Below are 14,138 nucleotides of genomic sequence, written 5' to 3' on the forward strand. Positions count from 1 at the left end.
CTGGTTAACTGGCTTGTCGCCCAGTTTGACGGTCCCATTTATTGGGTGAACCTGATCTGCGGCGCCATCCTTATGATTGGTGTGATGTCTTTTTCTCGTCGCCAACCCCTGCCATGGCTGGCGCTACTGGTATCGGTGCCATATCTGATCATCGTGGTGGGTATGGGCTACACCCGTCAGGCGGTGGCGCTGGGCTTTTTGCTGATCAGTCTGACCTCACTCGGCAGGGGCAAGGTCGGATGGTTTGTATTCTGGGTGATGCTGGGTGCGACTTTCCACAAATCTGCAGTATTGATTCTGCCGGTGACAGCTCTTGCCTCAACTTCAAATCGGCTATGGAATTTTACCTGGGTTGGACTGATGTTTTTGGTGGGCGGTTATCTGTTCCTTTTCGATTCTGCCGAGCACCTTTGGATCAACTATGTTCAGGCGGACTACCAGTCTGAAGGTGGCTTGATCAGGGTGTTGATGAACGCGGTTCCAGCCGTGCTGTTTTTCCTGTTGCACCGGCGTCTGAGTTTGTCTGAAGCCGAAAGAAAGCTTTGGTTATGGATGTCCTTGCTGGCACTGATTTGCATTCCCCTGGTTGTTGTTTCATCCGCTGCAACGGATCGAGTGGCGCTTTATTTGATTCCTTTACAGATTTTTGTGTTTTCACGCTTGCCAATGGTTTCCGCCAAACCACATTCTCGCGGAGCCATTGCTCTTGGTGTGGTGGGCTATTACGGGCTGGTGCAGGCTGTTTGGCTATTTTTTGCTACACATTCCTTTGCATGGGTCCCATACCAGAACGTTCTATGGTTTGGTGGCTGATGAGATCCGTTTTCTTGACATCAAATTCATCCTGGTATCTCTACAACTTTCGCGCCAGTACTATTCATATGCTTCGCGAGCGAGGTTTCAGGGTTGTCTGTCTTGCTCCTTCAGATGAATTCAGTTCGCGTCTGGTTGATGAGCTTGGCGTTGAGCATATCCCCGCGCCCCTCGACGGCAAAAGCACCGGAGTTGTTCAGGAGCTTCGCAGTCTCTTTTTTATTTGGAAGGTGATGTGGCGACGCAAACCTGACTTCGTTTTCAACTTTACGGTAAAGATGAATATCTACAGTGGTCTGGTTTGCGCACTGCAAGGGCTCCCGTTTGCTAACAACATCTCGGGCCTTGGCACTGCATTTATTCACGACTCCTGGCTATTTCGTCGTGTGCGGCAGGCCTACGGGCTGGTGAATCGCAGAGCACAGCATCTGTTCTTCCAGAATGAGGCAGATCTTGCTGTGTTCAGGGATAGCGGCTTGTTGGGGCATACACCGGTTACGCTACTGCCCGGCTCTGGAATCGATTTATGCAGGTTCCAGAGCTCGCCTTTACCTCAGGGTGGCCCGGTGACCTTTATTATGATCGCCCGGTTGCTGGGAGATAAGGGGGTGCGCGAATACGCCGAAGCATGCCGCCGGCTCAAGGCGGATGGCCTGCAGGTGCGCTGTTTGCTGGTTGGGCCCTTGGGGGTGAGTAATCGCACGGCGATCTCGTCACAAGAAGTTAGTCAGTGGCAGGAAGAGCAAGCGCTTGAGTACCTTGGCGCCGTGGACGATGTGCGCCCGCTAATCGAGCAGTCTCATGTGCTGGTATTGCCTTCCTATCGGGAGGGTATGCCTCGCACGGTGCTAGAAGCTGCCGCCATGGGCCGCCCTGCAATTGTCACGGACGTGCCGGGATGTCGGCATGCTATCGAACCGGAAGTTACCGGTTGGCTGTGCAAGGTGCGTGATGGGCAATCTCTGGCCAAGCAAATGGGGCGGCTGGCGCTGATGAGCACCGCTGACATACAAATGGCGGGCAGGGCGGCTCGCCAGCGGATGGAGAGCTTGTTCAGCGAAGAGCGTGTTGTACAGGCATACTTGAATTGCCTGATTGAACCTTAGGGATGATACCGGGATAACCCTATTTCCCCAGTTTTCGTATTTCGTTCATGGTCATCGACTAACCTTCGCTTGAGACGTCCTTCACAGGCATCGTCACATTAGTGTTAAATGCACTACTGTTTTGCCCGATAGCTGGAGCCGCCGTTTATGTATCCGTTGAACCTGATGTCCGACGGTGCGGCTGGTCCAGATCAAGGAGAGTAGGCATGGATTTGATGACTACAACAGGGCTGTTATCCGGGCTTTTTGCATCCGTTTCTCTCGTCTTTCTGCGGCCTGTAGCCGTTCGTGTGGGCCTGCTGGATATTCCGGATCACCGCAAGATGCACCGTGGGGCAGTGCCTCTGATCGGTGGTCTCAGCGTTTTTGCTGGTCTTGCCTTGGCGTGGCTGATTGTCATGCCGTTCAACCGGCCTTATGGCATTTATCTACTGTGCTCTCTTTTTCTGGTGGCCCTTGGGGCACTGGATGATGCCCGTAATATTCCGGCCCGCTTCCGTTTGTGGGCGCACGTGGTGCTAGGCACTTTGTTGGCTCTGGGTTCGGGCGTTTACCTGAACACCTTCGGTGATCTGATCGGTTTTGGCGTGATCATGCTCGGTTGGCTGGGGCCGGCAATCACTATCTGTGCGGTAATTGGCGCCACCAATGCATTCAACATGATGGATGGAATTGATGGGCTGGCTGGCAGCTTGAGCCTGGTGTCACTGGTTTCGCTGATCATTTTGTTTGTGCTGGCCGGGCCGGGCTTCTCCACTGAGCTGGTGCTGGCAGTGGCCCTGACTGCGGCCATGGTGCCGTATCTACTGGCCAACCTGTCCATCGGCCCGTTCTCCCGCAAGGTCTTTATGGGCGATGCCGGCTCCATGTTTATTGGCTTTTCCCTGGTGTGGTTGCTGGTTAATGGCACTCAGGCGGGAGAGCTCGCATTCCGGCCTGTGACGGCGCTGTGGATCATTGGTCTGCCGCTGATGGATATGCTGGCGGTTATGTTTCGTCGCTACCGCAAGGGGCAGTCGGTGATGATGCCGGACCGTGATCACCTGCATCATATTTTTCTGCGCGCCGGTTTCAATGACCGGCAGGCACTGGCCATTATTACGGGGGCAGCCTCCATTCTGGCGCTTCTCGGTATTGCCGGGGAGGTGATTGGTGTGCCGGAGTCGATCATGTTTCTTGGCATTCTGGTACTGTTTGTTTTGTATAACTTTGCCCTGAGCCATATCTGGCGTGTGACCGCTGTGATTCGCAAAGGCCTGAAAATGTAGGAGCGGCTTAAGTCGCGAATAGTCTATGAAAAAGAGTTCGCGGTTTAAGCCGCTCCTGCCGGTTATTTTCTCTCTTCCGTATGTGGTATCTGCTGCGGATGATCTGGCATTGCCCGGTTACAGCGGTTTTCTCAATGTCCCCTCTGCCACGGTGCTTAATCACGTTCAGGCGGATGTACAGTATTCTGATCAGGCGTGGGTTGCTGGTGAGTATGGTCATTACCGTAATGTGGCCGGGGTGGTGGGAATCTTCCCGTTAGTCGAAGTGGGCGGGCGTATTGCCTGGGAGGAGACCCAGTCCAATCTTTTTGCTAACGGTAGCGGGCCGCGAGATCTGTCAGCTAATTTCAAGGTGCAGGCGCCGCTGATCCCGGAAAGCTGGTTCACACTTGCCGCCGGGGCTCAGGACTTCGGAGGCTCGGCGAATAATTTCGAGTCCTACTATGTGGTGGCTGGCCGTCAATTCGGGCCTGTGGAAATGGCTGTTGGCTATGGTCGCCCGGAAGAGGCTTTGCGCTATTTGGATGGTGCTTTTGCTGCCATCTCTTACCGGCCCACCCGCTGGCTTAATCTGATCGCTGAATATGACGCTGCGGATGTCCGCCTTGGCGCCGGCTTGACCTCCCCCAAAGGCTGGCTACCCGGTGGTCTGCAGGTGAAGGGCAAGGTGATGGCCTATGACCGTGGTGATAGCGACAACGGCAGGCAGTTCTTCTCCTTGGGGCTATCCATTCCGCTGGGCCGGGATACCGCTCGATCCACCACAGGGGCGGCTTCAGCTGTGGCAACGGAGGCGGCTTCAGCACCGGTTACTGGTCAAGAGTCAAAACAGTTGGTGGACGAAGGCGCGGCTACGACGACTATTGGAGAGATTCTGGTAGCGGCGGGCTATGAGCGGGTTTCCGTGGGCTCGGCCGGCAATCAGCTGACAGTACGCTTTGAGAACAACCTGTTTAACCGTGATGAGCGACAGGCCCTTGAGGATGTGGCCCAGCGGTTGCACGCGGCGGGCTTGCCGACCGGCTCAGAGGCGGCGACCAGCCTGCGTCTGGTGCTGCTCAATCAGAATATTCCGGTGATGACACGCCAGCTGTGGCTGGATGGAGAGCAGCCACGGCTGACCTCTGCCAGCGAGCAGGAGCCGCCACAGCAGTGGGACTTTCAGGGCAGTGCCGGGCCGGTATGGCGACCACGTTTGACCCTGAGCCCAAATCTGACCACAGGCGTGGCCACTGAGTACGGCGTGCTGGATACCTCGCTGGCGCTGGGCTCCGAGGTGTCGACATCGCTATGGACTGGAGCTCTTGCGTCGGCAACCTGGAATCAGGCGGTTTACGCCAGCGAAGACTTTGATCGGGGTGGGGTGTTCTATAACAGTCGCCAGCGCACCGGCCTGAAAGAGGCGGATTTGCAACAGACTCTGCGGCTCCATCCACAGTTCTTTACTACCTTTCATGCGGGGCGCTACAACACTGACTATTATGGCTGGTTGAGTGACTCCTTGCTGGTTAGTTCCGATCGCCGCCATGCCCTTGGTTTCCTGAGTGGCAATTTCCGCCATGTGGACGATTCAGCCAGAGAAGCGCGGCAGATGCTGGGCCGCTATACCTATAGCCATCCGGGGCGTGACGTACAGCTTACCTTGCATGCCGGGGAGTTTTTCGAGGGTGACACAGGCTTCCGGGTGGATGGCCGCTTCTGGTTTGGCGACTACGCCATGCTGCTGACCTACAAGAACACCGATGCTGAGTTTGTTGGCCTTGGGGTAATGATTCCGCTGACGCCGGTTAAGGACCGCCAGTTCCGCTACTTGCAGGTGCGCGGCAATCCGGATTGGAGCTATACCGTGCAGACCCGGATTAACGAAGATGCCAACGTAGTGTCATTTGGCGGGGCTACCATAGTGCGACCAGCGAACACGCTGGAGCGGGTCTACTTGAACCGTCTGCGGCCGGGTCTCTAGGGGCCAATTCCTTGCAATTACAGGGGCTTCCGCTATAGTGACTGGCATTCACGCCCGTGGTGCCGACGCCAGATTCAGGGAGTTTATGATGACCGAAAGTAATAAGGATGCAGTAATGCGTAATCTGATTGCCGTCGCCATTTTGGCTCCGCTTGTGGCGCTTGCCGGCTGTTCTGATAGTACTAATTTTCTTGGCAAAAAATCGAAAGGTATCGTCTACGACGGCTATCTGGCAGGTGCCAAGGTTTGCGTTGACCAGATCGTTAACCGTCAGTGCGATGATCCGCCGGAGCCGGCAACCTTTACTGATGCCGATGGCGGCTTTCGCTTGACTGCTCTAACCCCGGAGCAGGCACGTTATCCACTCGTTGCCGAGGTGGTGCCAGGTACCACCATTGATCTGGATACTGGTTTGCCGGCGCCTGCTGGGTTGAAGTATCTGGCTCCGGCCGGCAGTAACTCGATCAGTGCTTTCAGCACCATTGTTCAGATCAGGATCGAACAAGAGATTGTCGCAGGTCTTAACGTTGTGCCGATTGTTGTTCCTGACCTGGTCACCCTGAAAAAAACCGTAACAGAGGCGCTGACAACAGAGCTTGGTTTGCCAGCCAACATTGATCTGACCGACTATGATCCGATTAAAGTGAAGAACAAGGGCTCGGCTAGCGCGGCGGCGCGCGAAACGGCGGCCAAGTTGCATATCGTTAACCAGATACTGACGGCTCAGATCGTTGAGTTTCTGCCTTTGGCGGTTGCTAATGCTAACCCACCGAGTCAGGAGTCTGCTGCATATCCTGCTTTGATTGCGAAGTTGGATCCGGCTCAGGTGCTGGCTGAGGTAGAGGCCTACATTGCGGCCAACACCCTTACGCTGGCGGATCTTCTGGACCCAGCCTTTGACCCGGCCATAATTCCGGTGACAGACCCGGCGGTGCCTACTCAGGCTGAGATCTTTATTCAGTTCGAGAACGACGTGAACATTGCTCAGTCCATCGACAATCTGGTCAATGGCGGTCAAGCGGTTACCGGTGGCACCGGCGGCACGCCTTGATCAAGTGCTGAGATAGACAGGAAGGGCGGCCAAGGCCGCCCTTTTTTATGTTGCGGCAGGAATGCTCCCCCAACAGCAGCCCACTAACAGGGAACAGGGTATAATCACCCCGTTTTCTTTTTCGTTCAGGGACTTTTATGAATATCACCATTTTCGGCACCGGCTATGTGGGCCTTGTGACCGGTACCTGCCTGGCTGATGTTGGCCACAATATCCTCTGTGTCGATGTGGATGCAGCCAAGATCGAAGGCCTGAAGAATGGTGTCATTCCGATTTACGAGCCGGGCTTGGAGCCGATGGTCAAGCGCAATGTGGCCGAGGGCCGGTTGAACTTCACTACTGATGCTGCTCAGGCAGTGGCCTTTGGTGAGCTGCAGTTTATTGCCGTGGGCACGCCGCCAGATGAAGACGGTTCCGCGGATCTGAAATATGTATTGGCAGTGGCACGTACCATTGCCACCCATATGACTGATTACAAGGTGGTGATTGATAAGTCTACCGTGCCAGTAGGTACTGCCGATAAGGTTCATGCTGCTATTACCGAAGTGCTGGCCCAGCGCAAATCGGCCATTGAATTTGATGTCTGCTCTAATCCCGAGTTTTTGAAGGAAGGGGCGGCCATTGAAGATTTTTCCAAGCCGTCGCGCATCGTCATTGGTACGGACTCGCCGCGCGTGGAAAAACTGATGCGCGAGTGCTACGCGCCGTATAACCGCAATCACGACAAGATGATTGTTATGGATGTGCGCTCCGCCGAGCTAACCAAGTATGCGGCCAACGCTATGCTGGCCACCAAGATCAGTTTTATGAACGAGATGGCTAACCTGGCGGAGCGTCTTGGTGCAGATATTGAAGCAGTGCGCATCGGTATTGGCTCCGATCCGCGCATTGGTTATCACTTTATTTATCCAGGGGCCGGTTATGGCGGCTCCTGTTTTCCCAAGGATGTGCAGGCACTGGCTCGCACGGCCACACAGGTGGGTTATGCGGCGCCGTTGCTGAATGCGGTGGAAGCCGTCAATGACGCCCAGAAGGAGACTCTGTTCGCCAAGCTAAGCAAGGCGCTGGGCTCTGTGCAGGGCAAAACCATTGCCGTATGGGGTCTTTCGTTCAAGCCAGAAACCGACGATATGCGCGAAGCACCATCGCGGGTGTTGGTAGAAGCGGTATTGGCAGCTGGCGGTAAAGTGCAAGCATTCGATCCCCAGGCGGCCCATGAAGCTGGCCGGATTTTTGGGGAGCGCGACGGGCTTAGTCTGGTTGATAGCCGCAATGATGCTGTTGCCGGTGCTGATGCATTGGTGATTTGCACCGAATGGAAAGCATTTCGCGCAGTGGACTTCGCCTGGCTGAAGTCGCAACTGAAAAGCGCCGTGGTGATCGATGGCCGCAACCTTTACGACCCGGAGCAAGTCGCCGCCGCCGGGCTTGAATATTGGGCCGTAGGTCGCGGGCGGAGCATTCAATGATTAGAAAAGCTGTCCTTCCTGTCGCTGGCCTTGGCACCCGGTTTTTGCCAGCCAGCAAGGCTATACCAAAAGAAATGATCACCGTGGTCGACAAGCCCGTGGTGCAGTATGTGGTGGAGGAGGCAGTAGCCGCCGGTATCACAGAGATCGTGCTGGTTAACCATTCGCTAAAGAAAGCGATCGAAGATCATTTCGATGTTCATTATGAACTGGAAGCCGAGCTGGAGAAGAAAAACAAGACCGCCTTGTTGGAAGTAGTGCGCGGCATTGTGCCCGCGGGAGTGCGGGTCATCAGTGTCCGTCAGGGGCGGCCATTGGGATTGGGTCATGCGGTGTTGTGCGCCCGTGAAGTTATTGGCGATGCACCTTTTGCTGTGCTGCTGCCGGATGTTTTGGTGGATGCAGAGGGTGTGACTGGCGGCAATGACCTGTCACGCATGCTGCAGGCCTTTGAGGCTCATCAGGCTGCCCAGATAATGGTGCAGCAGGTGCCTATGTCGCGGGTCGATCAGTATGGTGTGGTATCGCTAGGTGGCCCGGCTCCAGCAGCGGGGCAAAGCGTACCGATGACCGGAGTGGTGGAGAAGCCGAAGCCAGCAGATGCGCCTTCAGATCTGTCCGTGGTGGGCCGCTATGTGTTGCCGGCTCGCATCTTCGAGCTGCTGGCAAGCACGGCGCCGGGCGCCGGCAACGAGATCCAGTTGACCGATGCCATTGCTGCATTGATTCAGGAGCAAAGCGTGGAGGCCTATCGCATGCTGGGGGCGACCTATGATTGCGGCAGCAAAATAGGCTACCTTGAAGCCACTTTGCGCTACGGCCTGCGCCATCCCGAACTCGGTGCCCCGTTCCGCGATCTGATTAACAACCTGTAGCAGCGGCTTCAGCCGCGAACCGGAGAGCCATCAATGCATCTGGATGTTTACGGCGACACCCTTACCGCGCTGGTTACCGCTGCGGCGTTGTCCTCCACCGGACATCAGGTGACGCTGCGGGTGCCGGCAGGGCAGGTGGCAGATGATCTGAATGCCTATCGCATGCCATATCAGGAGCCGGGCCTGGAGTTGATGCTGGATCAGCAGCAAAAGGCTGGTCGGCTGTGCACGGGTTCTGCCGAAGATATGCCGGAAGATTGTGTGGAAGGGGTGTTTCTGGCCCTGTCTCCAGCGGCGCAGTCTTTTGCAGAATCCTTGATTGATCAGCTGGCAGCTCGTCGCGGCCATAGTTGGCTGGTGGTTAACCAATCCAATTTCCCGGTGGGCACCACAGAAAGTTTGCAGCTGCGTTTGCGTGATGGCGTCGACCCAGGTGTAGATCGCGCGGTAATCTGCATGCCGGAGATGCTGCAGGAAGGCGCCGCACTGCAATCGTTTATGCGCCCATCCAGCATTTTAGTAGGTTGTGATAGTGACTGGGCGGAAATTCATATTCGCGAGATGCTGCGGCCGTTTAACCGCTTGCGCGATGTAATGCGCTTGTTGCGTCCGCGTGAAGCGGAGTTTACCAAACTGGCGATCAACGGCATGTTGGCCACTCGGCTGGGCTTTATGAATGACATGGCATCTTTGGCCGATGCGCTGCATGTAGATATCGAGCAGGTACGCATGGGCATGGGCGCGGATCCACGAATCGGTGAGGCGTATCTGTATCCCGGTTGTGGCTTCGGAGGGATGAACTTTTCCCGCAACGTGATGAGCCTGGCGGATACTCTGGAGTCATCCGGAGTGGGCTCCGAGTTGCTGGAACAGGTGCTGCTAATTAATGAGCGACAGAAGGAAGTTCTGTTTCGCAAGCTATGGCAGCACTACCACACCGAGCTGAATGGCAAAACTGTGACCCTGTGGGGCGCCGCATTCAAGCCGGGCACTGGGCGTATTGATAACGCACCAGCGCTTAAATTGATGGAAGCGCTATGGGCGCAAGGTGTCACCGTGCGGGTGCATGACCCGAAAGCACTGCCAACCCTGCTGGCACACTATGGTGAGCGTGCTGATCTTGTTCTTTGTGATGATCCCTACGAGGCTGCACGTGGTGCCGATGCGCTTATGCTGGTAACTGAGTGGAAAGATTACTGGAGCCCGGATTATCGGCGCCTGCGTACACTTATGGCACAGCCGTTGCTACTTGATGGGCGCAATATTCTGGACCCGGACTTTGTCCGCAGCAGTGGCTTTGTTTATTACGGTATTGGCCGGCAGTAGTGCGGGCAGCGAAAGTGGCAAGCGGAGTTTTGGTGCATGCGTAGTCGAACAGGAGTGCCTGCAGATACGGTTTGGCAGCAGCTGAGCGAGCAGGCGGCTGCCTTGCAGGATATTCATCTGGCTCAGATGTTTGCCGATCAGCCGGACCGTTTTGCCCGGTTGTCTCGTCGTGCCGGTCCGTTGCTACTGGACCTGAGCAAGCAGCGTCTTGATGTACGTACGCTGGATTTGCTTGGCCGGCTGGCCGATGCCCGCGATTTGCGCGGCTGGATTAACCGCCTGTTCGCTGGCGAGTCAATCAATCACACCGAGCAACGTGCCGCCATGCATTGGGCATTGCGGGTGCCGCCACAGCAGCCTTCGCCGGTTCAGCAGCAGGTGCAGGAGCAGCTGGATCGCATGACCCGCATAGTTGAACGCATCCATGCCCGTCAGTGGCGTGGCGTCACCGGTGAAGTGATTACCGATGTTGTAAATATTGGCGTGGGTGGCTCTGATCTGGGCCCCATGATGGTTTGCCGGGCACTGGATGATGCTGCCGATGAGCGGGCAGTGCGCACCCATTTTGTCTCCTCCATGGACGGCAGTCAGGTGTCCCATCTGCTGCATCAATTACGTCCACACAGCACGCTTTTTATTATCTCTTCAAAGTCTTTTACCACCATCGATACGTTGTACAACGCGGGCACCGCCCGGGCCTGGCTGCAGCGAGCCCTGGGCGATGACCCGGCGGTGATTGGCTGTCACTTTATTGGTGTGTCATCCGCTGTGGACAAGATGGAACAGTGGGGCATTCCGCGCACTAATCAGTTGGCGCTTTGGGACTGGGTGGGTGGTCGTTTTTCGCTGTGGTCATCCATCGGTTTGCCCATCGCTTTGCGCATTGGCATGAAAGGCTTTCGCGAATTGCTGGCCGGAGCCAATCAGATGGACGAGCACTTTCGCAGTGCGCCATGGACTGAAAACGTACCGGTGCTGATGGCACTGACCGGCGTCTGGAATACTAATATTCTTGGTATTCATGCCCATGCGGTGTTGCCCTATGACGGCCGCCTGAAATATCTTCCGGCGTTTTTGTCGCAGCTGGAAATGGAATCCAATGGTAAGTCGGTGACCCGCGATGGTGAGCCGGTGCCAACTGGTACTTGCCCGGTTTTGTGGGGCGAAGTGGGGCCTAATGCGCAGCATGCTTTTTATCAGTTGCTGCACCAAGGCACTGAGCCGGTGACCTGTGACTTTATTGCGCCCGCCCGGCGCTACCATGAAGTGCGCCACGACGCGGCGGCTGCCGAGTTGATCGGTCAGCACCATCTGGCCTTGGCAAACTGCTTTGCACAGTCGCGGCTGTTGGCATTTGGTGAAGCCGCTTTGCCGCCCGGCGAGCAGCTGCCCATGTATATGCGTTATCACGGCAACCAGCCGAGCAGCACATTGCTACTTGATCAGCTGGACCCATTCTCGCTGGGTGCCTTACTAGCGGCCTTCGAACACAAGGTTTTTGCTCAAGCGGTTATCTGGCAGATCAACCCGTTCGATCAATGGGGCGTAGAGATGGGCAAGCAAATCGCCACCGAAACCCTTGAGCTGATCAACGGAGGAGTGACATCCAGCAGCATGGATTCATCCACCGATGGTCTGATTGCTGCGGTAGGGGCAGCTTCAGCGGCGAAAGATTTATAAGATTCCTTGCAGTGCTGTGCGCAGGTTGTCCGGAATCGGTGTTGGCTTGCGACTATGCCGGTCAACGAATACATGAACAAAGTGTCCCTCCGCTGCTGCCTCGTCGTCACCTTCGCGAAAAATTGCCAGCCCGTACTCTACGGATGAATTGCCGAGCCGGTTGACTCGCATGGCACCCTGCAGTTTCTCCGGGTAGGCCAGTGCCTTGTGATAGCTGCAGCAGGAGTTCACCACCAGACCGATAATATTGCCGTTATGGATGTCCAGGTCTCCTTCGTGAATCAGGAAGTGATTGGCGACAGAATCGAAGTAGCTGTAATAGATCACGTTGTTTACATGACCATAGATGTCGTTGTCGCTCCAGCGGGTGCTGATCGGGGCGAAGTAGTGGTAGTCGCTGCGTCGGCCGATGGCTTTTTTCTCACTCACGCCGGTTACCACGCAGCTTTGTAGATGGCGATAGCGTCTGCTTCTGTGACTTCACGAGGATTATTTACCAGCAGTCGTTGCTGCAGCATTGCGTCACTGGCCAGCCGTGGGATGGCGTCTTCGTTGATGTCCATTTCGCGCAGACGGGTCGGCAGTCCCAGCTCCCCGCTAAGGGTGCCCAGCCAGTTGATCAGGGTGGTGGCGGCCTTGTCTCCCACCAGTGTGCCGCTCGGCAGCACGCAGCGGGCCAGCTCCGCATAGGCCTTTTCTGCCTCAGGCAGGTTAAAGCGCATGACATGGGGCAGAACCAGTGCATTACTCAGGCCGTGAGGAATGTGATAGATGCCGCCCAGCGGGTAGGCGAGGGCATGCACTGCGGCCACCGGTGCGTTGGCAAAGGCCTGCCCGGCGAGCATGGCGCCGAGCAGCATATTGCCGCGCGCTTTCAGGTCACTGCCATTGTTGACTGCGGTTTCGATATTGGCACTTAGTAGTCTCAGCGCTTCGCGGGCGAGCATGTCCGAGTAGGGGTTTTTGCGATGCTTGCTGGTATAGGCTTCGATGGCGTGAACCATGGCATCAATGCCGGTGGCGGCGGTTACCGCGGCCGGTAGGCCAGTGGTCAGAGTGGCATCCAGCACTGCCACATCCGGCAGCAGTTGCGGCGCCACTACGCCCATTTTGGTTGTCTCGCCGGTGGTGACGATGGCAATCGGTGTCACTTCCGAGCCCGTGCCGGCGGTGGTTGGTATCTGGATCAGCGGCATGCGCTGACCTGTGGCATTACCAACGCCGTAAACCTGCTGCAGGGTCTGCTCGCCGGGCACCAATAGGGCCACCAGCTTGGCGGTGTCCATGGCGCTGCCGCCGCCAAAGCCGATTACCCCGTCGCAGCCGGATTCGCGGGCCACCTGCAGGGCTTGCTCTATAACGCTCTCTGGCGGGTCGGCTTGCACATCCTTGAATACGGTGACAGCCAGACCGGCTTGCTGCAGTCGCGTTACCAGCGGCTCCAGCATGCCACTATTGGCAATGCCGCCATCAGTCACCACGCAGGGGTGGCGCATGCCCAGATCACTGGCGATTTCGGCCAGTCGCTCACTGGCGCCAGGCTCACAAATCAGGCTGCGGGTAGTAGCAAAGGTAAAGGCAGTCATAGCATCATCCGTATAGAGCGGTTATCGCGATAAACAGGGAGGAGATTATGGGTAAACCCACCGCAGAACAACTGGAGCAGGCTCTGGCGCAGGCCGCATGGCTACGCGAGAACGATGTCGACGAGCATTTTGTTGGCAAGTCACTGCTGAATCACAACTATCGTCTGCACCTGCTGGAAGATGTTCTGGTTAAGGCCAAACACTACCTGCACTCCGGGCAAAGCGCCCAGGGCCACCGGGAGCTGATACAGGCCATCGAAAAGGCTGAGGCCGCCGACCCGGACATGTAGGAGCCGCTGTTACGGGGTGCTACCATGCGTTTCAAACGTTTGTTTGGGAGGCGCTATCATGGCTGGGCGAGGGGCTGAACGAGGCACGGTGGACCGGATTCTCGACACTGCCGAGGTGTTGTTTGCCCAGAAGGGCTTTGCTGAGACCAGTCTGCGCGCGATCACCAGTAAGGCTGGAGTCAATCTGGCGGCGGTGAACTACCACTTCGGCTCGAAGGAAGCCCTGATACAGGCGGTCTTCGAGCGCTTTCTGGATCCGTTTTGTGCCCGTTTGGATGGTCTGCTGACGGAGCTGGAGACTAACTCCGGGAGCGTTACTCTGGAGCGCCTGCTGGCCACGCTGTCGCAAAGTGCGCTGGCGGTGCAGAAGGGCGAGCCGCACAGGGTGGCTATCTTCTTCCGTCTTAGCGGTCTTGCTTATAGTCAGGCTCAGGGGCATTTACGCCGCTTTTTTCGGGAGCATTACGGTGAGGTGTTCCGGCGGTTCCTGGAGCAGCTAGCACTGGCGGTTCCGGAAGTGCCGCCGATGGAAATGTTCTGGCGGGTTCACTTTGCTCTAGGGGCGACCATTTTTACCTTGTCCGGTATGGATCCGTTGCGTGCCATTTGCCGCAGTGACTTTGCCGTTGAGGTGCTGCCGCAGCAGGTTGAGGAACGGCTACTGGCATTTCTTGCCGGTGGTATTCGCGCGCAGCTGCCGGCATCCTGAAC

13 protein-coding genes are annotated in these 14,138 nt (G+C 56.6%); 11 read left to right on the plus strand and 2 right to left on the minus strand.

From position 1 onward, the window contains the following. The 9 genes from J1C54_RS05435 to pgi form a co-directional block, all read left to right on the plus strand. Positions 1-813 (plus strand): EpsG family protein (locus J1C54_RS05435; protein WP_229145640.1); only part of this gene is annotated, 813 nt, incomplete at its 5' end. Positions 814-827: 14 nt separating this feature from the next. Continuing rightward, on the plus strand, positions 828-1,919 hold the full coding sequence (locus J1C54_RS05440) for a glycosyltransferase family 4 protein (protein ID WP_229145645.1): 1,092 nt from the start codon (positions 828-830) through the stop codon (positions 1,917-1,919). A 206-nt stretch (positions 1,920-2,125) separates the two neighbouring features. Then, a complete protein-coding gene (wecA, locus tag J1C54_RS05445) occupies positions 2,126-3,187 on the plus strand; it encodes a UDP-N-acetylglucosamine--undecaprenyl-phosphate N-acetylglucosaminephosphotransferase (protein WP_229145647.1) in 1,062 nt (353 codons plus the stop codon). Between the two features lie 25 nt (positions 3,188-3,212). Continuing rightward, positions 3,213-5,150: a YjbH domain-containing protein gene (locus J1C54_RS05450; RefSeq protein WP_229145649.1), complete on the plus strand. Its 1,938-nt coding sequence runs from the start codon at positions 3,213-3,215 to the stop codon at positions 5,148-5,150. Positions 5,151-5,238: 88 nt separating this feature from the next. Beyond that, a complete protein-coding gene (locus J1C54_RS05455; RefSeq protein WP_229145650.1) occupies positions 5,239-6,201 on the plus strand; it encodes a hypothetical protein in 963 nt (320 codons plus the stop codon). Between the two features lie 137 nt (positions 6,202-6,338). Next, positions 6,339-7,670 carry a UDP-glucose/GDP-mannose dehydrogenase family protein gene (locus J1C54_RS05460; protein ID WP_229145652.1) on the plus strand — a complete coding sequence of 444 codons (1,332 nt, stop codon included), beginning with the start codon at positions 6,339-6,341 and terminating at the stop codon, positions 7,668-7,670. Beyond that, positions 7,667-8,545: a UTP--glucose-1-phosphate uridylyltransferase GalU gene (gene galU / locus J1C54_RS05465; protein ID WP_229145654.1), complete on the plus strand. Its 879-nt coding sequence runs from the start codon at positions 7,667-7,669 to the stop codon at positions 8,543-8,545. The genes J1C54_RS05460 and galU overlap by 4 nt, the downstream gene beginning before the upstream one ends. 33 nt (positions 8,546-8,578) lie before the next feature. Beyond that, complete coding sequence (locus J1C54_RS05470) at positions 8,579-9,871, plus strand: UDP-glucose/GDP-mannose dehydrogenase family protein (protein ID WP_229145656.1); 1,293 nt, start codon at positions 8,579-8,581, stop codon at positions 9,869-9,871. Positions 9,872-9,907: 36 nt separating this feature from the next. Then, positions 9,908-11,551 (plus strand): glucose-6-phosphate isomerase, encoded by a 1,644-nt coding sequence (pgi, locus tag J1C54_RS05475; protein ID WP_229145657.1) that lies wholly within the window; start codon positions 9,908-9,910, stop codon positions 11,549-11,551. Here the strand turns inward: pgi and J1C54_RS05480 are convergent. Together J1C54_RS05480 and J1C54_RS05485 are read right to left on the minus strand one after the other, a co-directional pair. Then, positions 11,546-11,980 (minus strand): thioesterase family protein, encoded by a 435-nt coding sequence (locus tag J1C54_RS05480; RefSeq protein ID WP_229145658.1) that lies wholly within the window; start codon positions 11,978-11,980, stop codon positions 11,546-11,548. The two genes, pgi and J1C54_RS05480, sit on opposite strands and share 6 nt — an antisense overlap. A 5-nt stretch (positions 11,981-11,985) precedes the next feature. Then, positions 11,986-13,137 (minus strand): iron-containing alcohol dehydrogenase, encoded by a 1,152-nt coding sequence (locus tag J1C54_RS05485; RefSeq protein ID WP_229145660.1) that lies wholly within the window; start codon positions 13,135-13,137, stop codon positions 11,986-11,988. Between the two features lie 47 nt (positions 13,138-13,184). Here J1C54_RS05485 and J1C54_RS05490 point away from each other — a divergent pair, with 47 nt between their 5' ends. Then, positions 13,185-13,427, plus strand: coding sequence for a hypothetical protein (locus tag J1C54_RS05490; protein WP_229145661.1), 243 nt, complete (start codon positions 13,185-13,187; stop codon positions 13,425-13,427). A gap of 58 nt (positions 13,428-13,485) precedes the next feature. Then, the gene (locus J1C54_RS05495) at positions 13,486-14,136 is read left to right on the plus strand and encodes a TetR/AcrR family transcriptional regulator (RefSeq protein ID WP_229145664.1); all 651 of its coding nucleotides are present in this window, start codon (positions 13,486-13,488) and stop codon (positions 14,134-14,136) included. Positions 14,137-14,138 lie beyond the last annotated feature (2 nt).

The organism is Alcanivorax sp. 1008, from assembly GCF_020667895.1.
Classification (GTDB): domain Bacteria; phylum Pseudomonadota; class Gammaproteobacteria; order Pseudomonadales; family Alcanivoracaceae; genus PGZG01.